This window comes from Staphylococcus capitis subsp. capitis, assembly GCF_040739495.1.
Taxonomy (GTDB): Bacteria; Bacillota; Bacilli; order Staphylococcales; family Staphylococcaceae; genus Staphylococcus; species Staphylococcus capitis.
Window position 1 is genome coordinate 1,618,801 of record NZ_CP145263.1, and the last position, 24,202, is coordinate 1,643,002.

The window sequence follows — 24,202 nt, forward strand, 5'->3', positions numbered from 1 at the left end:
CTTATTTTAAAATTTCTGCAACACGTAGCTTCGCACTACGCGCACGATTGTTTTCGTCTAAATCTTCTTCAGTAGCAGTTATCGGTTTGCGATTTACACGTTTCAATTTCGGCGAGTAACCTTCTGGAATAATTGGTATCCCTCTCGGAACTTCTGGTCCTTTTTCATACTCTTGGAAAATTTGCTTACATAAGCGATCCTCCAAGGAATGGAACGTGATGACCGAAATCCTTCCATTAATATTTACACTCTCAATTGCTTGTTCAATTGAATCTTCAAACGCGGATAATTCATCGTTTACAGCTATTCGAATTGCTTGAAAAACTCTTTTAGCAGGATGTCCCCCTTTACGTCTCGCTTTTGCTGGTATACCTTCTTTGATGACGTCAACGAGTTGTAAAGTCGTTTCTATTGGATGTTGTTCTCGATTAGCTTCAATTCTTCTTGCAATTTGTTTTGAAAACTTTTCTTCACCGTAACGATAAAAGATCTTAACTAATGCTTCATAAGACCATTCATTCACTACCTCAAAAGCTGATAATGTTTGAGTCTGATCCATTCGCATGTCTAATTTCGCATCGTGATGATAACTAAATCCTCTTTCAGGGACATCCAATTGCGGACTCGAAACACCGAGGTCGTAATAGATGCCGTCCACTTTTTCAATGTTTAAGTCTTTTAAAATATTCGTTAATTCTCGAAAGTTGCTGTGAACAAAAGTGACTTTATGTAAGTGCTCTTTTAAAACAACTTTTGCATTTTCTAAGGCTGTTAAATCTTGATCAATCGCAATAAGTCTACCTTCATCATTTAATTGATTAAGTAAATAAAGGGCGTGACCTGCACCACCAAGCGTACAGTCAACATACACACCATCTTCTTTAATATTTAAATAATCAATGGTTTCGTTTAACATGACGCTGACGTGATGAAACACTTAAATACCTCCATTTAGAAATCAAAATCTATTAAATCTTCAGCAATATCTTCGAAACTATCTTCAGATTCTTCATAGAAGTCATTCCAAGTTTCTCTGTCCCAAATCTCAATACGATTTGAAACACCTATTACTGTACATTCTTTGGTTAAATTAGCGTATTTCCTCAAATTCTGAGGTATGTTAATACGCCCTTGCTTATCTAATTCCACTTCTACAGCTCCAGAGAAGAACATACGCATAAATTTACGTGCATCTTTTTTAGTCATAGGTAAGGTTTTCATCTTCTCTTCAATTTGTTGCCATTCTTCAAGTGTGTAACCAAATAAGCATTTATCAAGGCCTCTAGTGATAATAAAACGTTCATTTAAGTCATAACGAAACTTGGACGGTACTATCATCCGTCCTTTTGTATCTAATTGATGATCGTATTCTCCCATGAACATTTTTTATCACCTCACCTTATCTATAATTTACCACATCTCCCCACTATCCTCCACTAATTATGCAAAAATAGTTCAATTAATTTGCTCAAACACAAAAAAACCCGTTTTATCAAATTGATAAAACGGGCTTAAAAGGCTTTATATCAAGGTTTTATAATAATATGATTAAAAGTGTATTGAAGTGGTGGATAGGTGGAGGGATTGAACACATCTTTCCCAAAATCATTCATTATTTGGATTGGATTCCAAATTCTTTCCTGTAATCCACCCATTGGGTGGAGCACTTCATTGATTTCTCTAAATTGACGCATACTAATATCATTTTCTCTTTCTACATTTAATAAGTAGCGTTTCAACAAGTAATCATATTGCTTTTGATGAATTTCATTATTTTTTTCTACCAATAATTCATTATCATGATTTCCTGTAACTTGAGCTTTTAATCTTTCAGTTAGTTTTTGTTGTTGTGCTTTCATTTGTTCTACTTCATCTATCATTTCTTGAGAAGCTTTTTCACGAACAAATTTCTGTCTATCTTGTTCAACTCCATGTGAGATAATCATTTCAGTTTTCAGATTATATTGATTCAACAGTTTTTGAGTTCTATCATACATATAGCTTATTCTAAGTCTAGGTAAAACAATAGGCATTTCAACATCGAGTAAATTAAACACTTCTTTTAATTCTGCCCAATATTTAATTTCACTTGGTCCACCAATAAATGCAACAGTATTAAACAACCATTCTTCCATGACCGGGCGAGTAACAACATTATTTGATATTCTTTCAGGCTCATTATCAATTATTTCAAACAAATCTTCTTTCGAATAAGATATGTCTGACTTACTAGTAATAAACTTGCCATCTTCATATGTTAATAACTGCCTCATATTTTCCTCATGAATAAATAAATGCGTGTTCGTATCCGTTTGAATCCTTGGTTTTAACCCTTGAGCTTCAATTTTAAATTGTGTGTTTCGAAAAGCTTGATCCAAACTTTCACGTTTTTCTAGCATATTTTTGAGAATAGGCTTCTCCATTTTTCTCAACTCTGAAAATTGAGCATCTAGGAGTAATAATCCATATTCTTTAAAAATTTCATGTAGTAGCCCTTTAAAGATATCAGTCCAACTTTCATAACGTAAGATAATGTTACGACACAACTGATACACTTCATTGCTATGCTGGGTCTCTGTTAATTCTTTAAAAAACTGATTCAGTGCATCTAACAAAGCCTCTTTATCAGGAGTAAAACGAGTAACATTACTTTCAGGTGGAGTCATCGTGTGATATTTAATCTTATTAAGCGTTGCCTTATTATGATTAAATGCAAAAGTATGATTAACCTCATCAAAATCATGATCTTCTCCAGCAATCCAAAATACAGGAATAATTTTTTCGTTATATTGATCTGCCAACTCATTACTTAAAGTTATAATTGAAAAAATTTTATGAAATGTATAGAGTGGTCCTCCAAACATCCCCGCTTGTTGTCCACCAATCACTACTTTAGCTCCCTTAGCTAAATCATCAATATTTATCATTTGTGATTCCGACAAATCTAAATCACCCATATAAGATTTTATAACAGAAGAAAGTTGCTCTTCTCTACCATTATTAGGTGTCTTAAGTCTTTTAGAAAAACTATCATTTAAACTTACATCATATTCATAAAATGTCGTAATTTGAGAATCGCCATTTTTTATTTTAGAGATAAACTGATCATCTTCATTTAACTTTATTACATTGCACTTCATGTTTTAACTCCTTCAGTATCACTATTACTCATATAGTATAAAGACTATACTCATTTATGACAATTTTACGGCTTAAATTTATTTACATATTCTCTTTAATACTTTGAATTTCTATAATTTTAAATAAATGAAAGTTACCATTAAAATAAGGTATAATAGAGAAAAGAAATTAAAGGGGAGAGAAAATATGAGCGAGGTAAAACATCTAGAGATTAATTATAAAACTGATGAGCGTTTTGAAGATTTCAGAGAGTTCGGAAATAAAGATCTCTATATGGTCGAAGAATTAAAAGGTCAAATGATAGATGCAAGTTCAGATTCACCTTTTTATGGCATTTTTGTAGGAGATAAATTAGCGGCAAGAATGGCTTTACTTAATAAGGGTGAAGTTGAAGAAACTTATTTCCCAGATTGTGATGATTACATCTTATTATGGAAATTAGAAGTTCTTGAAAAATATCAAGGTCGTGGATATGCTAAAAAACTTATCGATTTTGCTAAAGAAAATAATAAACCTATTAAAGCCATCGCAAGAAACAACTCAAAAGACTATTTCTTAAAACATGGCTTTAAGGATGTTGAAGCTAAAAATCCTGAAGGTCACGATGTATTAATTTGGAAACCTTAATATAATTAGAAGAGAGTGGGACAGAAATATAATTTAAAAAAATTATTTTCGTTGTCCCACCCCAACTTGCATTGTTTGTAGAATTTCTTCCAAAAGAAATTCTCTATGTTGGGGCCCCGCGGCAAGGATGACTAGGATTGAAAGAAGCTTGATATAAGCGCACTTTCAATTCAGACATCTACTGCCAATACGTTATGTGAGGCTAAGACAATAAATTATGTCTCAGCCTCATTTTCTATTCAACAATATCAATAAGTTCTGTTAAATTACTGATCTCGTAATGAGGTTGGATGTTAGAGTTATTTTCTTTTTCACGATAATTAAACCAGCATGTTTTAATATTAGCATTGAGGCCACCCCTGACATCAGAAGTCAAAGAATCTCCGACTATAATCGTTTCCTCTCTATTAAGATCTCCAATTTTATTAAAAATATAATCAAAAAACTCTGGCATAGGTTTTTGGTACCCTGTCTGCTCTGAAATAAATATTCCATTAAATTTATCATTAAAATTTGTCTGAGCAATACGACGCTGTTGCGTAATTGTCACACCATTTGTAACTATATATAATGAGTGTTTGTTTTTCAGTTGATTAATCGTTTCAATCGTTTGATCGAAGAATTTGAGCGGGGCTTTAGCTAATTCATCTCTAAATATCTCATCTGCCTCTTTACCGTCTACTTTTATGTGATAATCATTAAAATAGTTAGTAAATCGATGAGATAAAACTTGCTCTTTCGTCAATTCATTCTTTTGAAAGGCTTCCCAATGTGCTTGATTGACCTTTCTAAAATGTTGAAAATCTTGTTCAGATGGAAAATGACGATAATGTTTCGACATATTATAAAATGCTTTTTCCTCTGCATCGTAAAAATCAACAATGGTATCATCAAAGTCTAATAATATATTTTTATAAGTCACAATTAATCCCCGTTTCCTATTTTAATGAGCAAATATTTTAATCTTCTTTATATTAACAAATATTTTCCAAATAAAAAAAGACCAGAGCGCTTGCCCTGGTCCATTGAATAATTTATTAGAATCCGAATACTTTACCTAATAAACCGATTCCGTTTTCTGCGATACCCACGATGCTTGTACCTAATTTTGCCCAGTCATGATCTTGTCCTGCTTTTACTGTGTTTGCGATTGCTTCTGCTAATTTTTGCATTATAATCTCTCCTTTTAGTAGTTTATTGTAATATTAGTAATTCGCTTAAATTAGAATCCGAATACTTTACCTAATAAGCTAATTCCGTTTTCAGCAATACCTACGATGCTTGTACCTAATTTTGCCCAATCTTGGTCTTGTCCTGCTTTTACTGCGTTTGCGATTGCTTCTGCTAATTTAGTCATTATAGTCTCTCCCTTAGTATATTTTATTTATTATTAAAGTTCTTATTTATCGAAAATTAACCACCGAATACTTTAGTTAATGCACTTACACCGTTTTCTACGATATCAACGATGCTTGTACCTAATTTAGTCCAATCTTGGTTGATTCCAGCATCTACTGTGTTTCTAATTGCGTCGAATAGTTTTTCCATTACAAACACTCCTTAAGTAAAATGTAATAATGCGTGAGTTAATTAATTTAAAACGATGAATGAACTTGTGTTGTTTGTTTATCTATCGTTTTGTTACTTATACTATAAAGCGGATTTAGCACAATTTGTTCATATTTCCTTAAGTCGGTATTTAAAGGTCTAAACTGTTAAATGAAAACGTTTACACAACAGTTTGGAATTCGCTAGTGTATTGTTTACAATCCAATTGTTAAAAATTTCTTGCATCTTTACAATAAATTAACATTCTAGTATAAAAAGCACTAATATAGTGAAAAATATAAACATTTTTTATTAGAGAACTATTGCTAAAACTCCCCCACTTAGATATAATAATTCTTGTGTTAAAAAATGTCCTGGTAGCTCAGCTGGATAGAGCAATGGCCTTCTAAGCCATCGGTCGGGGGTTCGAATCCCTCCCAGGACGCTAATAGCTTAAAATTAAACACTTTTCGAAACAGAGAACCCCGTAACGACGGGGTTCTTTTTATTTTGCTTGTTTATAACACAACATATAACGAATCTAAACTGCACCAAAACTGCACCAAAAGCCATCGATATACAAAATCTAGTTTCTACCACTATATAAAGCGAATTTTTATGGCACCGAGTCCCTAAAAAATAACCACGCCTTTTAGTGACGTGGTTGGAAAATAAAACCCACCTCTATAACTTAAACTAACTACCACTATTTATAATGATAGTTTCTTTCATTTTAATAATACTTATGAAATTTTTAAGTGTGTGTTTCAATTCTTCCAAAGCAAGTATGCATTATAATCACGTAAATTCATAAAAATAGTACAGTTATCGTGCCTAACTGTACTTAAAAATTGCTAAAGTGTTACTTGATAAAAAAATACCCATCCTTTTATGGATAGGTTTAGCACTTTAATGCTTATCTGTTTAAATATCTATCTTAACTGTATCTATTATTTTATTTTCTCTGTTTCTAAAGTTTAGTTGAGCCTGCGTGTCTGTATCGTTAATAATAAGTTCGGCAAATGTTTCTTCTATATTACTGCGAGATTGAGAAATGCTTCCCGGATTAATTACATGAATTCCAGCAATATTTTCATATTTAGCAACATGGGTATGTCCATAAAATGCGAATGGGCAGGATAGAGATTTTGCTTTTTCAGCAAGTTTCATACGCGTACGATTGACATCATAAAAATGACCATGAGTATAAAATGCTTTAATACCGTCTTGTTCAATCATATCTTCTTCAGGAAATTCAGGATAAAAATCACAATTACCTTTAACACGATGATATAGACTTAATTCCGTATCATTATATTGAAACTCTGAATCACCTAAATGTAGAAAGACATCTGCATCTTGATGCTTTTCAAAAACGTGATACAAAATCCCTGATTCATTGTGATTATCACTAATAATGATCCACTTACTCATCTTGACCACCTTCTAGATACTCTTTCAATAATTGAATCGCATTTCCTCTATGACTTATTTCACTTTTTTCTTCATCAGTAAGTTCTGCCATTGTTCTTTTTTTATCAGGCACAAAGAAGATTGGATCATAACCAAATCCGTGATTCCCTTGTCTTGTATGAGTAATCTCACCAGAAACTGTGCCTTTAAACGTTTTTGTTTCTTCACCTGGTGCACTCATGCTAATCACACAAACAAATTGTGCTCGTCGATCAGATTCATTCTCTAAATTAGCCAATAACTTATCAATATTAGCATCATCACTTTTATCTAATCCTGCATATCTTGCTGAATAGACACCAGGTTCACCATTGAGTGCAAACACCTCAAGTCCACTGTCATCTGCAATTACACGCTTATTTAATGCCTTAGCTGCAGCTTCAGACTTTAACTTAGCATTTTCTTCAAAAGTAGAACCTGTTTCTTCAACATCAAAATTTGGAATAAGTTCAGAAATACCTATTACATTATCTTCTTTGAAGATAACTTTAAAGTCATTAATTTTACCTTTATTGTTCGTTGCAATGACAATATCTTCCATAATTACATCTACTCCCTTCTACTATTTACCTACAGTAATTTGTTCAACTTGCACATTCATTTTAAGCCATTCAGCAATGATATTTTTTATGTGTGTGGTATCGCCAGTTGCAAAGAATCGATGTTTCGGATGTTCAGTGTAACTCGCATGTTCATTACTAAACGTTAATAATGCACTTACTTCACGTGCTGTTTCTAAGCCTGAAGAAATTACAGTTTTTTCACCATCAAAATAATCATAAATCGGTTTATATAATAGTGGATAATGCGTACAACCTAAAATTACAGTATCAGCATCACTATTTCTCCATTGCTTTAATGTTTGATGTATAACAATACTTGTGATAGTTGGGTCGTTATATCTCATTTGTTCAACTAATGGTACGAAACCTGGACATGCTACACCATATACATTGACATTAGGATTAATCTTTTTAATATGTGTGCGATAGGCTTCTGATTTGATTGTACCTTCGGTGCCTAATACTAAAACATTTTGATTTTTAGTCGTCATAATCGCAGTTCGTGCACCTGGTTCAATAACCCCAATCACGGGGATTGGTAACAATCTTTGTAAATGCTCTAACGCAACGGCTGTTGCTGTATTACAAGCAATGACTAACATTTTTATATCAAATTCCATTAATTTTTGAGCAATTTCTGTAGTAAATTGTCTAACTTCATCCCCAGGTCTAGGTCCATATGGACATCGTCCAATATCACCGAGATAATATATCGTCTCATTAGGTAATTGTCTCATAATCTCTTTGGCTACCGTTAAACCTCCCACACCTGAGTCGATAACACCTATAGGTTTATTCATATATCTTCATCCTTATTTTTTCAGTTAACCTTTATTTTATCACAACGGACTTAAGCTGTTTATTATTACGAATTTAGTTTTTCTTTCTATTTTAAAAATAATTCTAAGAGGCATACCATTTAAAAAGTCTCTAATATTAATACTAAATTGGCCAAAACAAAAAACGACTAAGACTCAAATAGTCTTAGCCGTAATCTAATTAATATTAATCTACTTTATGGTCAGAACCGAAGAATGATTTAAACATATGGAATGACGTCTCTCTGTTTAAAGCTGCGATAGAAGTTGTCAAAGGAATACCTTTAGGACAAGCATTTACACAGTTTTGAGAGTTACCACATTCTTGTAAACCACCCGTACTCATTAAAGCATCTAAACGTTCATCTTTAGTCATAGAACCAGTTGGATGTAAGTCGAATAAACGTACTTGAGAAATTGCTTGTGCCCCAACGAATTTGTTGTTAGGCGTGACGTTTGGACATACTTCCAAGCAAACACCACATGTCATACATTTAGATAACTCATATGCTGTTTGACGTTTTTTCTCTGGCATACGTGGACCTGGACCTAAATCATAAGTACCATCGATTGGAATCCAAGCTTTCATTCGTTTTAAGTTGTCGAACATTCTTGAACGGTCAACTTGTAAGTCACGAATTACTGGAAACGTACTCATTGGTTCTAGACGAATAGGTTGCTCTAATTGATCAACGATTGCTGAACAAGATTGTCTTGCGCGACCATTGATAACCATTGAACAAGCTCCACATACTTCTTCAAGACAGTTCATATCCCAAGTTACTGGAGTCGTTTTCTCACCTTTAGCATTTACAGGATTACGTCTAATCTCCATTAAACATGCGATAACATTTAAATTCTCTTTGTAAGGAATTTCAAAAGTTTCTTCGTAGGGTTTAGATTCGTTATTATCTTGTCGTTTAATAATTAATTTAACTGTTTTTTGTTTAGATTGTTGATTCTGTTCTTTTGCTTGTTGATTACCTTGAGTTTCTGGAGTTTCTTTTACTGATTGTTCAGCCATTATTTTTTACCTCCTTTAGACTTACTAGTGTAATCACGTTTACGAGGTGGAATTAAACTTACATCAACTGGCTCGTAAGTAAATTCTGGTTTTTCAGTTCTACCTCTATAATGAGCCATTGTAGTTTTTAACCATTCATCATCATTACGATCTGGGAATTCTGGTTTGTAGTGTGCACCACGAGATTCGTTACGGTTGTAAGCCCCAATAGTAATAACACGTGCTAATACTAGCATATTCCATAATTGACGAGTGAAGAAGACAGCTTGGTTACTCCAAGTTTGTGTATCTTCCATATCGATATCTTCATAACGTTTCATCAATTCTTGGATTTTCTTATCTGTTTCTAATAATTTATCATTTTCACGTACTACTGTTACGTTAGCTGTCATAATTTCACCTAACTCACGGTGAAGTTTATATGCATTTTCAGTACCACGCATGTTTAATAATTTGTCAAAACGCTCTTGTTCTTCTTTAACGCGTTTTTCATAGATACTGTCGTCTAACTCTGAGTAAGAAGTTTCGATGTTTTGAACATATTTAACAGCGTTAGGACCTGCAACAGTACCACCGTAAATTGCTGATAATAAAGAGTTTGCTCCTAAACGGTTACCACCGTGTTGAGAGAAATCACACTCACCAGCAGCGAATAAACCTTTAATATTTGTCATTTGATCATAATCTACATATAGTCCACCCATTGAGTAGTGTACAGCTGGGAATATTTTCATTGGTACTTTACGTGGATCATCACCTGTGAATTTTTCATAAATCTCAATGATTCCACCTAATTTAACATCTAATTCATGTGGATCTTTATGAGATAAATCAAGATATACCATGTTCTCGCCATTGATACCTAATTTTTGGTTAATACATACATCAAAAATTTCACGCGTCGCGATATCACGAGGTACTAAGTTACCATAATCTGGATACTTCTCTTCTAAGAAGTACCAAGGTTTACCGTCTTTATATGTCCAAATACGTCCACCTTCACCACGAGCTGATTCACTCATAAGACGTAATTTGTCATCGCCAGGAATAGCTGTTGGATGAATTTGAATAAACTCACCATTGGCATAAATTGCACCTTCTTGATAAGCAATTGATGCTGCAGATCCTGTATTAATCATTGAGTTTGTTGTTTTACCGAAGATGATACCAGGACCACCTGTAGCCATAATAACTGCATCTGATCCAAATGATTGAATTTCTGATGTAGTCATATTTTGAGCAACGATACCTCTTGCTGCATCCTCATCATCTTTAACGATACCTAGGAATTCCCAGCCTTCGTATTTAGTTACTAATCCATCAACTTCATAAGAACGAACTTGTTCATCTAAAGCATATAATAATTGTTGACCTGTTGTAGCACCAGCAAATGCAGTTCTGTGATATAACGTACCACCAAAACGTCTGAAGTCTAATAAACCTTCGTTTGTTCTACTAAACATTACGCCCATACGGTCTAATAAGTGTATAATTTTTGGTGCTGCTTCAGCCATCGCTTTAACTGGTGGTTGGTTAGCTAAGAAGTCTCCCCCATATACTGTGTCATCGAAGTGAATCCACGGAGAATCTCCTTCACCTTTAGTATTAACCGCACCATTAATGCCCCCCTGGGCACAAACAGAGTGCGAACGTTTTACAGGCACTAATGAGAATAAATCTACATGCGCACCTTGTTCTGCCGCTTTAATTGTTGACATCAGACCGGCAAGTCCTCCACCGACAACAATAACTTTTTTCTCTGCCATAGAAATGTCACTCCCCTGATATTATAAATCTAAGACTTAAGTTGAAATCATCGTTGTTACATAAATGCGATAATAGCTGATACACCGATATATGAAACCACTAAGAATACAATTAAAGAAATCCATGTGAATACGCGTTGAGATTTTTTAGATTGTAAAAAGCCCCACGTAACACAGAAAGACCATAAACCATTTGCAAAGTGGAACACTACCGCAATGATACAAATGATATAGAAAATCGCCCATAATGGATGCTTCAACGTTTCATGCATCATGTTGTAATCCACTGCTTTACCGAAAAATGCTTTCTGTAAGCGTGTTTGCCATAAGTGCATTGCGATGAAAACGAAAGCTAAAATACCACTTACACGTTGGAAGAAGAACATCCAGTTTCTAAATAGAGAATAGTGACCGATGTTTTCTTTAGCAGTAAATGCGATATGTAGTCCAAAAAGACCATGGTATAACAATGGAATATAAATGAATAAAAATTCTACCACAATTAAGAATGGTAGTGATTCCATGAAACCAGATGCTTTATTGAAAGCCTCTGCGCCTTGTGTTGCTTGATGGTTTACCAATAAGTGAACAATTAAGAATGCACCAATTGGGATAATACCTAATAACGAATGTAGTCGTCTAAGGTAAAATTCGTTTTTTGATTGAGCCAAAAGGAGTCCCCCCTGTAAAACAAATAATTAAATTTGCTAATTCCCAGAAAATTGTATGCAATATGCCCTGAAATTCCATATAAAAGACTAGCTTTCATTTACTTCTTTATTTTGTACTTGTACGTGTAAACACTTTAGTTAAATGAGAAATACATCCACACAAGTATGGCTTAAAAAAGTAAAAGGCTAGTGATTATAAAGAATTCTTTAATAAAGATGTGACGACTCATAGTTGAAGTTACCAACACCTAATTGATAACATTTCTCATTTAGAAAACGCTTCCACACAACCTTAAAAAAATTAGCTTTTGTTAACCATATTGTAACATTATTTATACTACTTTTGGGCATGAGAATAATTCTCATGCCCATTTTTTTAAAATTTATTTATTTTGTAGAGCTTTTTGTAGGTTTTTAGCGACTTTTTCAGGTAAGCCTGCACCTTTTAAATCATCTAAATTTGCTTCCTTCATTTTCTTAATAGATCCGAATGTTCTTAAAAGCGTGGTTTTTCTCTTAGCACCAATACCATCCACATCATCTAAAACTGATTTAAGTCCTGTTTTTTGTCGAGTTTGTCTATGGAAAGTAATCGCAAAACGATGTACCTCGTCTTGGATTCTATGAAGTAAATAAAATGCTTGGCTGTTTTTCTTCAATGGCACAATTTCAGCACTCGCACCATAAAGTAATTCAGATGTTTGGTGTTTGTCATTTTTTTGAAGTCCTGCAACAGGAATGTCTAAGCCTAATTCATTTTCAAGGACATCCATCACGCCGTTCATATGACCTTTACCACCATCAACAATAATTAAATCTGGTAAAGGTAAACCTTCATTTAAGACACGCGTATAACGACGGCGTACTACTTCTCTCATTGATTTATAATCATCAGGGCCTTCTACAGTTTTAATTTTATATTTACGGTACCCTTTCTTGTCTGGTTTACCATCTACAAAAGTAACCATCGCAGAAACTGGATCCACACCTTGAATATTGGAATTATCAAATGCTTCTATTCTAATAGGCGTTTGAATTCCCATGCGTTCTCCTAATTCTTCTATAGCTTTCACAGTTCGAGATTCATCTCTAGCAATTAATTCGAATTTATTTTCAAGTTGCACTTCGGCATTGTGATTGGCTAAATCAACCATTTCTTTTTTAGCTCCTCGAGAAGGTTGAACAATTTTTGTATCTACAACTGAATATATCATATCTTTATCGAGGTTCTTTGGTACATGGACTTCCTTTGGCAAGATATGTTGATTTAGGCTATAGAATTGTCCTATGAAAGTATAAAACTCTTCTTCCTCTGATTGTTGTATCGGTATCATTGTAGCATCTCGTTTTATCATATTACCTTGTCTAATGAAGAACACTTGAACACACATCCAACCTTTAGAAACATTGTATCCAAAGACATCTCTAATTGTATTATCAGTAGACATAATTTTTTGTTTCTTCGTTAAGTTGTGAATGTGCTGAATCATATCACGATACTCTTTAGCTTGTTCAAAGTCTAAATCTTCACTAGCTTTCGTCATTCTGCTCTCTAAATTATGAATAATCGTTTTATCTTCTCCATTTAGAAAATCCGTAATTTCCTTCGTCATTTGTGCATATTTATCTAAATCAACATCATAGACACATGGTCCCATACATTGACCGATGTGATAGTATAAGCATAGTTTATCAGGCATATTATCGCATTTTCTAAAAGGATAAATTCGATCTAATAACTTCTTAGTTTCTTGTGCAGAATACGCATTTGGATAAGGACCAAAGTATTTTCCAGTTCCCTTTTTAACAGTGCGTGTAACGATAAGCCTAGGATGCTTTTCTTTAGTAATTTTAATAAATGGGTAACTTTTGTCGTCTTTAAGTAAAATATTGTAACGTGGTTGATATTGCTTAATTAAATTTAATTCTAATAATAGAGATTCAGTTTCACTTGAAGTTACAATAAACTCAAAGTTTCGTATCTCACTAACTAAGCGTGTCGTCTTAGCATCATGTGCACCAGTAAAATAGGAACGCAAACGATTCCTTAATTTTTTGGCTTTACCTACATAAATCACTTGATCATTTCTATCTTTCATCAAATAGCAACCCGGCTCTAGGGGTACAACGTTAAGCTTTTCCTTAATTTTCTTTTGATAGTCCTCCAATGTCTTCCTCCTTTCTTTTATGTTTTAATTTCTGTCCTTAAACAAAATAAAGCTGGAGCATTTACATAATGAAATGCCCCAGTCTTAAGTCATATAATTCTTATAGATGTTTATCTAATACTTCTGCTAAGTTTTCTTTTGGTTGGAAACCTACAACTTTATCAACTGGTTGACCATCTTTAAATACGATTAAAGTTGGAATACTCATTACTTCGTATTTTGCAGCAGTTGATGGGTTTTCATCAACATCTAATTTTAAAATATCAGCTTTACCATCATAATCTCCGGCTAACTCCTCTAATACTGGAGCGATCATTTTACAAGGTCCGCACCAAGTAGCCCAGAAGTCTACTAATTTAACGCCAGATTCAATTTTAGTATCGAAATCAGAGTCAGTTACTTTTACGATTGCCATAAATGCCAATCCTCCTTAATTTTTAAATGATGAGCAAATTATAACAGACTTTAATAACAACTGCATTGCTATTGCTCAATTAAAGTATGAATATCTCATTAGCTTCATCACATCGTATTATTAACTAATAATACTGGGTTTATTGTACGTTATTTTTTCAAAAAATCAAATGCAGTGCTTTTATTAATCAAAAGTATTTATTTTAATTCTGCAACTGTTACGCCAAAACCACCTTCACTAGGCATACCACCTCTAAAGTTGTTCACACTTTTATGTTTTTTCAAATGCTGTTGAACACCTTTTTGAAGCGCGCCTGTGCCTTTACCATGAATAATATAAACTTGCTCGTAATTACTTAAAACTGCTTGATCAAGATATTGATCTAATTCTAATAATGCTTCTTCATAACGATATCCTCTTAAATCAAGCTCAGTTTTAATCGTTTGTCTATTTTGACGCGTAACCATTTTAGCTGGCTTTTCTTTTTTCTTCTTCGTTTTCTCTAAATCTTCAATAGGTAATTTCATTTTAATAATGCCCATTTGTACAACTGCTTCATCTTCACCAACAAGTTCAAGTACTTCGCCTTTTTGACCATAAGAAAGCACTTTTACTTCATCACCAGCGTTAATTTTATCGTATTTCTTCTTCTGGACAGTTTGTTTAATTGACTTCGCTTCATATTGATCATCTAGTTGTTTTTTCTTATCAATTAATTCATGTTCTTTAACTTCTGCACCTTTATTGTCGCGTAAATCTCTTAATTCTTTAAGAATTGTATCCGCTTCTTTAGTCGCAGATTTAACACGTTGGTTGGCTTTTTCTTTCGCTTCATTCATCAATGATTGTTCATAATTTTGATATTGTTGATATTGCTTTGCTAGTGCATCGTGTGTTTCTTGTGCTTCTCGAACGAGTCGATCTAATTCAATACGTTGTTCATCTACACATTTAGAATTCCTTTCAAGAGATTCTATCATTGAGTTGATTTCTTGTTCGTCTGTACCAATCATTGTTTTTGCTTTATTGATAATATTGAGGCTTAGTCCTAACTTTTTAGAAATATCAAATGCGTTAGAACGTCCAGGTACGCCCATGAGTAATTTATAAGTTGGACTTAACGTATCAACATTAAACTCCACACTAGCATTCATTACTCCTTCGCAATTATAACTATAAGCTTTTAACTCTGGATAATGCGTTGTTGCCATAACAAGTGATCCTAAGTTACGAACGTAATCTAATATACTCATTGCTAGGGCTGCCCCTTCACTTGGATCAGTTCCAGCTCCCAATTCATCAAATAATATTAAGCTGTTTTTATCAGCCTCGTGTAGAATTTCGACAATATTCTTCATATGAGAGGAGAAGGTTGATAATGACTGTTCAATTGATTGTTCATCGCCTATATCACAGTAAACATTTTCAAAAATACTTAATTGACTGCCATCAAGCGTCGGAACTAATAAACCTGATTGTGCCATCACAATAATGAGTCCAAGTGTCTTCAGTGTCACTGTTTTACCGCCTGTATTAGGCCCAGTAATAATCACCGTCTCAACATCATCGATAAATTCAATCGTATTCGCAACAACAGTTTCTTTATCTAACAATGGATGGAACGCATTAGGAAGATAAACTGTTCTCTCTTTCTTAAAAGTAGGTTTCGTTCCCTTTATCGAACGTGCATAACGTGCTTTAGCAATCAAGAAGTCAATCTGACCCATCACTGATTCAGCAATAAGGATTGAATCGGCGTCTACAGCTACTTGACCAGTCAATTCAGTAAGAATACGTTCACGTTCCACAGCTTCATCATTCCGTAAACGACTGATTTGATTGTTCATCTCGACTACTGAAGTTGGCTCAATATAGAGCGTTTGTCCAGACGCTGATTGATCATGCACAATACCATTAAAATCCTGTCGATATTCCGCTTTGACCGGAATAACATTACGATCATTTCTAACTGTGACGATGGCATCAGATAATTTCTTTTGATTGCTCTGACTTTTAACAATACGATCTAAATTCTGTCGAATCCTCTGATTAGTACTTGAAATTTTGCTTCTAATACCTTGCAGAGCATAACTTGCGTGGTCAAATAAATCATAAGTATCACATTTATCTTTGATTTCTTGAAATAAATCAGTTAAAACCGGTAGCTGGTTCATCTTCTCATCTAATATAGGATACTTTACTTCTTCATCTTCTTCTAAAAGTTGGTTGTAAAATGTTTTAAATTGATTTTGAACTTGAATGAGTCGTTTAATTACATTCAATTCAGACACATTTAAAACACCACCTATATTCGCTCTATGGATTAGTGGTGAGACCTTTGCTAAACCACTTAAACTTGGTAATCGATGTTTATTGTATATTTGAGAAATTTCATCAGTTTCATTGATTTGAAATTCAACAGTATCGAATTCAGTTGCTGGTGTCATTGCATCTACTTTTTCACGACCTAAATCACTTATTGTTTCATCCGCAACAAACGATTTAATCTTATCGAATTCCAAAACATCTAATGTCTTTTGTCTCATGCAATCCCTCTATTTCCTTAATTTAATATTATTTTCAATGAGTGATTTAAACTCTTCTCGTGATAACGCGTTGACCACTCTATCTTTTGCTACAAAGCCTTTCTGTGCCGTAGCAACACCATATTTCATAAATTCTAGGTGATTCGTATGATGTGCATCCGTATTAATCGTTAACTTAACGTTAGGATACTTACGAACAGTCTCAGCATTTAAATCTAAACGTTTAGGGTTCGCGTTAATTTCTAATATCGTATTTGTTTCTTCAGCTAATTTCATTAGTTTTTCTATATTAGGTTTATAACCAGGACGTCGCCCAATAATTCGACCTGTTGGATGTGCTATATGACGTACATAAGGATTTTTACAAGCTACTTCTAAGCGTTTCATTATCTCATCTTCAGATTGATTAAAACTCTGATGGATAGCTGCTATCACATAATCAAGTTGTGCTAGTACTTCATTATCATAATCTAGTGAACCATCTGGTAATATGTCCATTTCTGTACCTGAGTAAATATCAATTTCATCATATTCCTCATTTAATTTCTTGATTTCTTCATTCTGTCGTAAGAGACGCTCTACCTGTAAACCATTTGCAACTTTTAAACTTTGTGAATGGTCTGTAATAACCATGAATTTATAACCTTTAGCGATATTTGCTTCTACCATTTCTCTTATTGAGTTAGCACCATCACTATACGTGGTATGCATATGAATATCTCCATTAATATCCTCTAATGAAATGATATTGCTTAAGTCTTTATCAAATTCACTGCCATCTTCGCGCATTGCAGGTGAAATCCAACTTACGTCAAAATGGTGATAAATTTCTTCTTCACTTTGAAATTGTAATAAAGTACCATCAGCTTGTTCTATACCATATTCACTTACTTTTTCATTACGTTCTTTAGCTAATTGTCGAATACGAATATTATGGTCTTTCGAACCTGTAAAGTGTTGAAGAGTATGATAGAAGGCTTTAGGTTCAATTAATCTGAAATCTACACCTATCGTCTCATCATCATAAGATAACTCTAACGATACTTTAGTATCCCCTACTGCAACTTCTTTTACTTTGTTAGGAATATTAAGCAATTGTTGTTGAACTTCTAGAGGTTGTGTCGTACTGATAATGAAGTCTAAATCTTTACTCTTTTCTTTATAACGTCTAAAACTGCCAGCTGAAGAATAGTTATCTACATGTTCAAGCTTTTTAATGAAATCAATAATTTCATTATTTAGCCCTCTCATTTGATCAATTGGATAACTGTCTTTTTTAGCGCCCATTGCTTTAACTGCTTCTAAAATATTTTGCTCAGTTTTTTTCGCGAAACCACTTAGTTTACTCACTTCACCTTTTTCACAAGCTTTCTGTAAGCTTTCTTTATCGATAATTTGCAGTTCTTGATATAGTTTAGCGATTTTCTTGCTACCGAGTCCTTGAATTTTTAGTAATGGGACTAAGCCTTCTGGCACTTCCTCTTGGGGAGCTTTTAATGTGCTAGACTCCCCTTTATCTCTATATTCGTTAATGACGTCACCCACACCTTTACCGATGCCTCTAAGTTCAGTAACATCCTTAATATCATCCAAAGGTCGTTCATCTATTTCTAAACTCTGTGCTGCTTTTCGATAGGCAGATACTTTAAATGTATTTTCTCCTTTTAACTCCATATATGTTGCTATTTTTTCTAACAATTGAATTACATCTTTTTTAGTCATATACATCTCTCCATAAAAAGAAGACCAGGACACAACATTCAAGTTAGCTCTAGTCCTGACCTTATATAATTAGTTTATAAGTTTAAAATAACATGTGATACATAGGGTAAATTTAAAATTAACCTTTTACTTATTAACGATTGTGCTATTTGATTTTGAATAAATGGCTCTGGATATAATGAAATAAAATAAAGTCCAATTTGAATTACGATTAAACTCATTATAAGTCCTAAAATAAGTCCTATAATTCGACTGACTAATTGGTGTTTCTGATACGCTACTATATTATCAAATGTAACAATAATTAGATACAAAATAAGCTTAGCTAATATCGCTAACATTATAAACGCAACAATATTTTCAAATCGTTGTTGCAATTGATTATAATGAATTGCATAAGACGTGTCATATGCTACCGTCTTAGGGAACGGTAAAAATACAATTAGTCTCTGTGCTATCGGTTGATAAAACTGAGATGCAATCCACAATGATACGATTGAAGAAATAAAATGTAGTGTCGACAACCACGTGCCTCTACGGAAACCAATCATCATAAAGTAGGCAATCAATATAATGACAATTAAATCAACAATCATCTAATCTTCACTTTGTTTGAATTGATTGATTTCTTGTTGTAATCGACGATTTTCTTCTTCTAATAAAACTTTCTCATGCATAATATTTACCGCTGTTAAAATCGATTTACGAGTTGTATCTAAGCCTGCGGATTTTTGACCTAATTCTTGCATCTTCTCATCTACAAGATGTGCAACATAACGAATATGCTCAGGACTGGCATCGCCAATGATTGTGAAATGTTGATCGTTGATCGTAACATTTATTCTATTTTTAAATTCACTCATATTTAATTGCTCCTGACCTAATATTTAAATGATTTTAACTTTCTATAATGTTTTACTTCAAGATACTTCACTTAATCTTGAAAATAAATAGCTATTTGTTTTAATTTCAATTTTTACTTATCAACACACATTATACATGAGAGTAAAAAATTATGTAAGTAGCTGTTTTTAAACAAATTTAGCTATTATATTATTTTAAATCATTTAATAGTTATAATTTATATTCATGAATGTGTTAGAAAATGAAATTTGATAGAATATATTAGTACGAAATCAAAAGTGAGGTTACTTACCATGGGAAATGTCGTTCAAAAATTAACTCAAAGTGAAATAGATAAATTATTATCTCAAATCCAATTTGAAACAACTCAATTGCCACAAGGTATGAGAGCTCGAACTAAATACCAAAACACTACAATTAACATATATAATTCAGGGAAAGTCATGTTTCAAGGAAAAAATGCAGAAGTAGTAGCTCAAAACATATTACCTAATCAAGCTATTTCTTCACCGTCTCAATCCAATACCTCTACTCCTAAACAGTCTTCAATTCAATACAATAAATATAATTGCATAGGGAGTGATGAAGCAGGTAGTGGTGATTATTTTGGTCCATTAACGGTCTGTGCAGCATATGTTTCAGAAAAAAATGCTCAAGTTTTAAAAACTTTAGGCGTGGATGATTCTAAAAAATTATCTGATGACAAAATTGTTGAACTAGCCGAACAGCTCATCACTTTTATTCCTCATTCTCTACTAACTTTGAATAATGTGAAATATAATGAGCGTCAAAAGATGGGTTGGTCACAAGTGAAAATGAAAGCCGTCTTACATAATGAAGCCATCAAAAATGTCGCTCAGAAAATTGAAGTAGATGACTTAGATTATATTGTGATAGACCAGTTTGCTAAACGTGAAGTTTATCAACACTATGCACTTTCTGAATTACCATTTCCTAATAAAACTAAATTTGAAACTAAAGGTGAATCAAAATCTCTAGCCATTGCAGCAGCCAGTATTATTTCGAGATATGCTTTCGTAAAACATATGAACCATATAACACAACAAATTAAAATGGATGTTCCAAAAGGTGCTAGTAAAAAAGTTGATTTATTCGCAGCTAAAATCATTCAAAAATGTGGCTTAAGCCAACTCGATGCTATATCTAAAAAACATTTTAAAAATCGTGAAAAAGCACTTGCTTTAATCGAGAAAAAATATAAATAAATAAAATAAGACCTATCCTCATTTTTTTAATTTTTATTGAGGATAGGTCTTTTTTCTTAATAAATTATCTTATTGTAGCCCCTTGTTGCTGTAGCGCTTCTAAAATTTTATCGTGTACTGCTGATACACGTTCGTCTGTAAGGGTATTTTCAGTATCTAAATAATTCAATCTAATAGCTACTGATTTTTTACCTTCTTCTAAGTGTTCACCTTCATAAACATCAAATACTAACGTATCATCTAGAATATCTTCCCCGTTATTATGAATGATAGATATTAAATTTGAAGCAGGAACTTCATGATCCACTTCTAACGCTATATCTCTTGTTACACCTGGGAATCTAGGTATTGGTTCATAATTAATATAACCTACAGATACTTTCATAATCGCATCATAGTTTAATTCAAATACATATGTGCGTTTTAAATCATTCTCTGCAGCAAGCGTTGGATGTAATTCACCAATAAAACCAATATCTTCTCCATTTAATGAAACTATAGCAGTTCTACCTGGATGTAAACCTGTGATTTGACCTGCTCTATAATCAAATTTTAGATTTAGCTTTTCAGCCACTCGGTCAACAACACCCTTAGCTAAGTAAAAATCTACTGACTCTTTCTTACTTTGCCAAGCATGATTAACATATTGACCTGTTAAAATACCACTTAGATATTCAACCTCATCTGGTAATTGTCCTTCTCCATTACCGAAAAAGACACGACCAATTTCATATAATTTAACATCTGAGTTTTTACGCGCAACATTGTATGCCACCGCTTCAATCAGATGCGGTAAAAGACTTTGTCTTAATGTAGAATGCGCTTCACTCATTGGCATTAATAGTTCGATAGTAGAACGATCTTGTAAAGCAAAGTCTTTAGCGTGATCTTTAGATACTAATGAGTATGTGATAGCTTGATCAAGACCAGCACCTTCAAGCGTTTCTTTTACCGTACGTGTTTTATATTGACGATCTGTTAATGATCCACTCGTTACATCTTCAAATACAGGAAGTGTTGAAGGGATTTCGTCATATCCATATATACGTGCAACCTCTTCAATTAAATCCTCTTTAATTGAAATATCTTTACGACGTGATGGTACATTAACTATTAATTGTCCATTTTGATTTTGAGTTTCAAATCCAAGTTGTTCAAATATATTAATGATTTCTTCATCACTTAAGTTAAACCCAATTGTTTGATTTACCTTTTCAGCAGTAATATTGATTGGAGTCACCATTGCTCCTAAATCACCTGCTGCTACTCTATCTTTTAAAACTGTACCTGAAGCATATCTTTCTAGTAAATAACAAGCTCTATCTACTGCTTCATCTACAAATTCAGTTGCAATACCTTTTTCAAAGCGACTTGATGATTCACTTCTAAGATTTAAACGACGCGAAGTATGACGAATAGATACTGGGTCAAAGATTGCACCTTCGATAATTACATTGCGTGTTTGATCAGTAACTTCTGAGAAGTCTCCACCCATTACTCCACCTAAAGCTATCGGCTCATTTCCGTTAGTAATAACGATATCTGAATCGAGCAATTCTCGCTCACAATCATCTAAAGTCGTCATTTTTTCATTTTGATTGGCTTGTCTTACTTCAATCTTTTGTGAACCAATTTGATTTTGGTCAAACATATGAAGTGGTTGACCATATTCTAATAGAACATAGTTAGATATATCTACAACATTGTTAATAGGACGAATACCCGCTTTCATTAAGCGTGCTTGCATCCATACGGGTGATGGCGCAATAGTTACATCATGAACAATTCTTGCACTATAATAAGGCACTTTATCTTCATTTTGAACTGTAACAGATAATTCATCACTAGCTGATTTGTCACTTTCTTGACTTGAAGTTTGTGGTTTTGTCATTTCAGTTTGATATAAAGCAGCTACTTCATAAGCCGTACCAACCATACTTAATGCATCAGCACGGTTAGGAGTTAAGTCAAATTCCATCACTTGATCATTAAGATATAATGCTTCAAGTGCATCTGTTCCTGGAATAACTTCCGTTGGAAATACATAAATACCTGATTCAAACGCTTTAGGCGTAACGTTACTTGAAATACCTATTTCTTGTAATGAGCAAATCATACCTTCAGAACGTTCACCACGTAGCTTCGCACGTTTAATTTTCACGCCACCAGGTAGACGACCTCCAACTTTTGCAACGATGACATGCTGCCCCTCTTCTACATTAGGAGCACCACAAACGATTTGAACCGGCTCATCCTCACCTAAATCAACTTGACAAATATTTAATTTATCGGCGTCTGGGTGCGGTGCTTTTGACACAACATGACCAACCACTAAATTTTTTATATCTTTCGTATAATCGATAATGTCATCAACTTCGATACCTGTACGAGTAATTCTTTCTGCTAAATCTTGAACGGGTTGATTAATATTGACATAATCTTTTAACCATTCATTTGAAATCAACATTATTGGTCACCTCTATCTTCCACTGCTTTAAATTGATCTAAGAATCTAACATCATTTGTATAGAAATGACGAATATCTTCGATACCATATTTCAACATTGCGATACGATCTGGCCCCATTCCAAATGCGAATCCTGAATATTCATTTGAATCAAAGCCCGCCATTTCAAGAACGTTTGGATGTACCATACCAGCACCTAAAATTTCAATCCAACCTGTGTGTTTGCAGACATTACAACCCTCTCCTTTACATTTGAAACAAGACACATCTACTTCAACTGATGGTTCTGTGAAAGGGAAATAACTTGGACGCAGACGTATTTCACGATCCGCCCCGAATAACTTTTTGGCTAATAATTCTAAAGTACCTTTCAAATCACTCATTTTAATATTTTTATCAATAACTAAACCTTCAATTTGTGTAAATTGATGACTATGTGTCGCATCATCTGAGTCTCGACGGTACACTTTACCTGGACATATTATTTTAACGGGGCCCTGTCCACCACGTTTCTCCATTGTTCGAGCCTGAACTGGTGACGTATGTGTACGCATTAGTATTTCTTCAGTAATATAGAAACTATCTTGCATATCTCGGGCAGGATGTGACTTAGGTAAATTTAAAGCTTCAAAATTATAATAATCCTGTTCAACCTCATAACCATCTACAATTTCATAACCTAATCCAAGGAATAAATCCTCAATTTCTTCAACTGTACGAGTAAGAGGATGCTTTGAACCAATCTCAATATGACGACTAGGTAACGTCACATCAATAGTTTCCTCAGCAAGCTGTTGATTTAATTTCTCTTCTTTTAACAACTTCTGTCTTTCATCTAATTTATTCTGAATTGTTTGACGCAATTCATTTACTTTTTGACCATATGCAGGTTTTTCTTCATTAGGTAAATCTTTCATATTTTTCATTAAACCACTTACTGAACCTTTTTTACCTAAATACTTAACTTTCACATCTTGTAATGCACGTTCATTATCTGCTTCATTAATATCAACGAGAGCTTGTTGTTTTAATTCCGCCATCGTATCATTTTGAGTCATGACCGAACTCCTCCTTTTTATGCCACTATTTTATTTTTGAAAATAAAAACCCAAATACTTCAACATCAAAAAAAGCTTTCACCCCATATCGAACTGGGACGAAAG

Annotated in this window: 23 protein-coding genes and 1 tRNA gene; 3 read left to right on the forward strand and 21 right to left on the reverse strand. The window is 33.5% G+C overall.

The genetic code is table 11. From position 1 onward, the window contains the following. Position 1 precedes the first annotated feature (1 nt). From rsmH to bshC, 3 genes are all read right to left on the reverse strand, one after another. Positions 2–937: a 16S rRNA (cytosine(1402)-N(4))-methyltransferase RsmH gene (gene rsmH, locus V6C74_RS08045; RefSeq protein ID WP_070664506.1), complete on the reverse strand. Its 936-nt coding sequence runs from the start codon at positions 935–937 to the stop codon at positions 2–4. Positions 938–951: 14 nt separating this feature from the next. Beyond that, on the reverse strand, positions 952–1,383 hold the full coding sequence (gene mraZ / locus V6C74_RS08050; RefSeq protein WP_002435248.1) for a division/cell wall cluster transcriptional repressor MraZ: 432 nt from the start codon (positions 1,381–1,383) through the stop codon (positions 952–954). 143 nt (positions 1,384–1,526) lie between these two features. Continuing rightward, positions 1,527–3,140 carry a bacillithiol biosynthesis cysteine-adding enzyme BshC gene (gene bshC / locus V6C74_RS08055; RefSeq protein ID WP_016898754.1) on the reverse strand — a complete coding sequence of 538 codons (1,614 nt, stop codon included), beginning with the start codon at positions 3,138–3,140 and terminating at the stop codon, positions 1,527–1,529. A 187-nt stretch (positions 3,141–3,327) separates the two neighbouring features. Here bshC and V6C74_RS08060 point away from each other — a divergent pair, with 187 nt between their 5' ends. Beyond that, positions 3,328–3,768 (forward strand): N-acetyltransferase, encoded by a 441-nt coding sequence (locus tag V6C74_RS08060; protein ID WP_002453011.1) that lies wholly within the window; start codon positions 3,328–3,330, stop codon positions 3,766–3,768. Between the two features lie 235 nt (positions 3,769–4,003). On the opposite strand, the gene V6C74_RS08065 is transcribed toward V6C74_RS08060, so the two are convergent. From V6C74_RS08065 to V6C74_RS08080, 4 genes are all read right to left on the reverse strand, one after another. Then, the gene (locus V6C74_RS08065; protein WP_103175553.1) at positions 4,004–4,690 is read right to left on the reverse strand and encodes a YjjG family noncanonical pyrimidine nucleotidase; all 687 of its coding nucleotides are present in this window, start codon (positions 4,688–4,690) and stop codon (positions 4,004–4,006) included. A gap of 115 nt (positions 4,691–4,805) precedes the next feature. Then, positions 4,806–4,940: a beta-class phenol-soluble modulin gene (locus V6C74_RS08070; RefSeq protein ID WP_016898755.1), complete on the reverse strand. Its 135-nt coding sequence runs from the start codon at positions 4,938–4,940 to the stop codon at positions 4,806–4,808. Between the two features lie 50 nt (positions 4,941–4,990). Continuing rightward, positions 4,991–5,125 carry a beta-class phenol-soluble modulin gene (locus tag V6C74_RS08075; RefSeq protein ID WP_002435169.1) on the reverse strand — a complete coding sequence of 45 codons (135 nt, stop codon included), beginning with the start codon at positions 5,123–5,125 and terminating at the stop codon, positions 4,991–4,993. A 56-nt stretch (positions 5,126–5,181) separates the two neighbouring features. Continuing rightward, complete coding sequence (locus tag V6C74_RS08080; protein WP_016898756.1) at positions 5,182–5,316, reverse strand: beta-class phenol-soluble modulin; 135 nt, start codon at positions 5,314–5,316, stop codon at positions 5,182–5,184. A gap of 371 nt (positions 5,317–5,687) precedes the next feature. On the opposite strand from V6C74_RS08080, the gene V6C74_RS08085 reads away from it, so the two are divergent. After that, a tRNA-Arg gene (locus V6C74_RS08085) sits at positions 5,688–5,761 on the forward strand. Positions 5,762–6,240: 479 nt separating this feature from the next. Here the strand turns inward: V6C74_RS08085 and V6C74_RS08090 are convergent. From V6C74_RS08090 to zapA, 12 genes are all read right to left on the reverse strand, one after another. Continuing rightward, entirely contained in the window at positions 6,241–6,750 is a 510-nt protein-coding gene (locus tag V6C74_RS08090; RefSeq protein ID WP_002453008.1) for a metallophosphoesterase, read from the reverse strand. Continuing rightward, positions 6,743–7,330, reverse strand: coding sequence for an XTP/dITP diphosphatase (locus V6C74_RS08095; RefSeq protein ID WP_002453007.1), 588 nt, complete (start codon positions 7,328–7,330; stop codon positions 6,743–6,745). Before V6C74_RS08095 ends, V6C74_RS08090 begins: the two co-directional genes overlap by 8 nt. Before the next feature lie 21 nt (positions 7,331–7,351). Next, positions 7,352–8,152, reverse strand: coding sequence for a glutamate racemase (gene racE / locus V6C74_RS08100; RefSeq protein ID WP_002453006.1), 801 nt, complete (start codon positions 8,150–8,152; stop codon positions 7,352–7,354). Positions 8,153–8,357: 205 nt separating this feature from the next. Beyond that, on the reverse strand, positions 8,358–9,194 hold the full coding sequence (gene sdhB / locus V6C74_RS08105) for a succinate dehydrogenase iron-sulfur subunit (RefSeq protein ID WP_002453005.1): 837 nt from the start codon (positions 9,192–9,194) through the stop codon (positions 8,358–8,360). After that, positions 9,194–10,960 carry a succinate dehydrogenase flavoprotein subunit gene (gene sdhA / locus V6C74_RS08110; protein WP_002453004.1) on the reverse strand — a complete coding sequence of 589 codons (1,767 nt, stop codon included), beginning with the start codon at positions 10,958–10,960 and terminating at the stop codon, positions 9,194–9,196. The genes sdhB and sdhA overlap by 1 nt, the downstream gene beginning before the upstream one ends. Before the next feature lie 56 nt (positions 10,961–11,016). Then, positions 11,017–11,631 carry a succinate dehydrogenase cytochrome b558 subunit gene (locus V6C74_RS08115; protein WP_002453003.1) on the reverse strand — a complete coding sequence of 205 codons (615 nt, stop codon included), beginning with the start codon at positions 11,629–11,631 and terminating at the stop codon, positions 11,017–11,019. A gap of 383 nt (positions 11,632–12,014) precedes the next feature. After that, positions 12,015–13,799 carry an excinuclease ABC subunit UvrC gene (gene uvrC / locus V6C74_RS08120; RefSeq protein WP_002453002.1) on the reverse strand — a complete coding sequence of 595 codons (1,785 nt, stop codon included), beginning with the start codon at positions 13,797–13,799 and terminating at the stop codon, positions 12,015–12,017. A gap of 100 nt (positions 13,800–13,899) precedes the next feature. After that, complete coding sequence (gene trxA, locus V6C74_RS08125; protein WP_002435174.1) at positions 13,900–14,214, reverse strand: thioredoxin; 315 nt, start codon at positions 14,212–14,214, stop codon at positions 13,900–13,902. Between the two features lie 197 nt (positions 14,215–14,411). Then, positions 14,412–16,760: an endonuclease MutS2 gene (locus tag V6C74_RS08130; protein WP_016898758.1), complete on the reverse strand. Its 2,349-nt coding sequence runs from the start codon at positions 16,758–16,760 to the stop codon at positions 14,412–14,414. 9 nt (positions 16,761–16,769) lie between these two features. Continuing rightward, a complete protein-coding gene (gene polX / locus V6C74_RS08135) occupies positions 16,770–18,482 on the reverse strand; it encodes a DNA polymerase/3'-5' exonuclease PolX (RefSeq protein ID WP_016898759.1) in 1,713 nt (570 codons plus the stop codon). Positions 18,483–18,556: 74 nt separating this feature from the next. Then, a complete protein-coding gene (locus V6C74_RS08140; RefSeq protein WP_002452999.1) occupies positions 18,557–19,078 on the reverse strand; it encodes a CvpA family protein in 522 nt (173 codons plus the stop codon). Beyond that, positions 19,079–19,345: a cell division protein ZapA gene (zapA, locus tag V6C74_RS08145; protein WP_002452998.1), complete on the reverse strand. Its 267-nt coding sequence runs from the start codon at positions 19,343–19,345 to the stop codon at positions 19,079–19,081. It abuts the gene before it with no gap. Positions 19,346–19,639: 294 nt separating this feature from the next. Here zapA and rnhC point away from each other — a divergent pair, with 294 nt between their 5' ends. Next, positions 19,640–20,572: a ribonuclease HIII gene (gene rnhC, locus V6C74_RS08150; protein ID WP_016898760.1), complete on the forward strand. Its 933-nt coding sequence runs from the start codon at positions 19,640–19,642 to the stop codon at positions 20,570–20,572. Between the two features lie 64 nt (positions 20,573–20,636). Here the strand turns inward: rnhC and pheT are convergent, their stop codons facing one another. Beyond that, a complete protein-coding gene (gene pheT, locus V6C74_RS08155; protein ID WP_016898761.1) occupies positions 20,637–23,039 on the reverse strand; it encodes a phenylalanine--tRNA ligase subunit beta in 2,403 nt (800 codons plus the stop codon). Then, positions 23,039–24,097 carry a phenylalanine--tRNA ligase subunit alpha gene (gene pheS / locus V6C74_RS08160; protein WP_016898762.1) on the reverse strand — a complete coding sequence of 353 codons (1,059 nt, stop codon included), beginning with the start codon at positions 24,095–24,097 and terminating at the stop codon, positions 23,039–23,041. The genes pheT and pheS overlap by 1 nt, the downstream gene beginning before the upstream one ends. Between the last annotated feature and the right edge of the window lie 105 nt (positions 24,098–24,202).

Coding starts and splice junctions, on each gene's coding strand:
- mraZ (WP_002435248.1), bottom strand. CDS start 1,383: ATGTTCATGGGAGAATACGATCATCAATTAGATACAAAAGGACGGATG.
- V6C74_RS08080 (WP_016898756.1), bottom strand. CDS start 5,316: ATGGAAAAACTATTCGACGCAATTAGAAACACAGTAGATGCTGGAATC.
- bshC (WP_016898754.1), bottom strand. CDS start 3,140: ATGAAGTGCAATGTAATAAAGTTAAATGAAGATGATCAGTTTATCTCT.
- sdhB (WP_002453005.1), bottom strand. CDS start 9,194: ATGGCTGAACAATCAGTAAAAGAAACTCCAGAAACTCAAGGTAATCAA.
- V6C74_RS08090 (WP_002453008.1), bottom strand. CDS start 6,750: ATGAGTAAGTGGATCATTATTAGTGATAATCACAATGAATCAGGGATT.
- V6C74_RS08130 (WP_016898758.1), bottom strand. CDS start 16,760: ATGAGACAAAAGACATTAGATGTTTTGGAATTCGATAAGATTAAATCG.
- V6C74_RS08095 (WP_002453007.1), bottom strand. CDS start 7,330: ATGGAAGATATTGTCATTGCAACGAACAATAAAGGTAAAATTAATGAC.
- pheS (WP_016898762.1), bottom strand. CDS start 24,097: ATGACTCAAAATGATACGATGGCGGAATTAAAACAACAAGCTCTCGTT.
- V6C74_RS08060 (WP_002453011.1), top strand. CDS start 3,328: ATGAGCGAGGTAAAACATCTAGAGATTAATTATAAAACTGATGAGCGT.
- pheT (WP_016898761.1), bottom strand. CDS start 23,039: ATGTTGATTTCAAATGAATGGTTAAAAGATTATGTCAATATTAATCAA.
- polX (WP_016898759.1), bottom strand. CDS start 18,482: ATGACTAAAAAAGATGTAATTCAATTGTTAGAAAAAATAGCAACATAT.
- V6C74_RS08075 (WP_002435169.1), bottom strand. CDS start 5,125: ATGACTAAATTAGCAGAAGCAATCGCAAACGCAGTAAAAGCAGGACAA.
- racE (WP_002453006.1), bottom strand. CDS start 8,152: ATGAATAAACCTATAGGTGTTATCGACTCAGGTGTGGGAGGTTTAACG.
- sdhA (WP_002453004.1), bottom strand. CDS start 10,960: ATGGCAGAGAAAAAAGTTATTGTTGTCGGTGGAGGACTTGCCGGTCTG.
- V6C74_RS08070 (WP_016898755.1), bottom strand. CDS start 4,940: ATGCAAAAATTAGCAGAAGCAATCGCAAACACAGTAAAAGCAGGACAA.
- rnhC (WP_016898760.1), top strand. CDS start 19,640: ATGGGAAATGTCGTTCAAAAATTAACTCAAAGTGAAATAGATAAATTA.
- zapA (WP_002452998.1), bottom strand. CDS start 19,345: ATGAGTGAATTTAAAAATAGAATAAATGTTACGATCAACGATCAACAT.
- V6C74_RS08140 (WP_002452999.1), bottom strand. CDS start 19,078: ATGATTGTTGATTTAATTGTCATTATATTGATTGCCTACTTTATGATG.
- trxA (WP_002435174.1), bottom strand. CDS start 14,214: ATGGCAATCGTAAAAGTAACTGACTCTGATTTCGATACTAAAATTGAA.